This is a genomic window from Myroides sp. C4067, assembly GCF_038039665.1.
GTDB classification, from domain to species: Bacteria; Bacteroidota; Bacteroidia; order Flavobacteriales; family Flavobacteriaceae; genus Flavobacterium; species Flavobacterium odoratimimum.
In genome coordinates this window covers 1-579 of record NZ_JBBPHJ010000069.1, presented here as the reverse complement: position 1 = coordinate 579, position 579 = coordinate 1, and the positions used below count along the sequence as shown (strand labels likewise).

Sequence of the window (579 nt, the reverse complement as noted above, 5' to 3'; positions counted from 1 at the left end):
ACAAAGATAAAGATGGCAATGATCAGACAATCGACCTAGATAAACTAGTTAAGGCCAATGAGACAGTAACTACGCTAGTGGCTGGCGCTGATGGTACGTATACCTATAAGTCAGAGGATGGGACAGAGACTAAGATTGACATCCCAGCTTCGGTAGTTCAGAATTTTGAGACTATTGTAAAGAACAATCCCGAGACAGTAGAAAAAGTAATTAAGGAAGTATTAAAAGATGTAGAGGGGAATGTTATCTACAACGGTAAAGACTTAGTTTACAAAGATAAAGATGGCAATGATCAGACAATCGACCTAGATAAACTAGTTAAGGCCAATGAGACAGTAACTACGCTTGTGGCTGGCGCTGATGGTACGTATACCTATAAGTCAGAGGATGGGACAGAGACTAAGATTGACATCCCAGCTTCGGTAGTTCAGAACTTCGAGACTATTGTAAAGAACAACCCCGAGACAGTAGAAAAAGTAATTAAGGAAGTATTAAAAGATGTAGAGGGCAATGTGATCTACAATGGTAAAGACTTAGTTTACAAAGATAAAGATGGCAATGATCAGACAATCGACCTAG

1 pseudogene is annotated in these 579 nt (G+C 39.4%); it reads left to right on the top strand.

Going from position 1 to position 579, the window contains the following annotated elements:
* Positions 1–579, top strand: a pseudogene (locus AABL87_RS17720) (hypothetical protein); the annotation flags it as partial.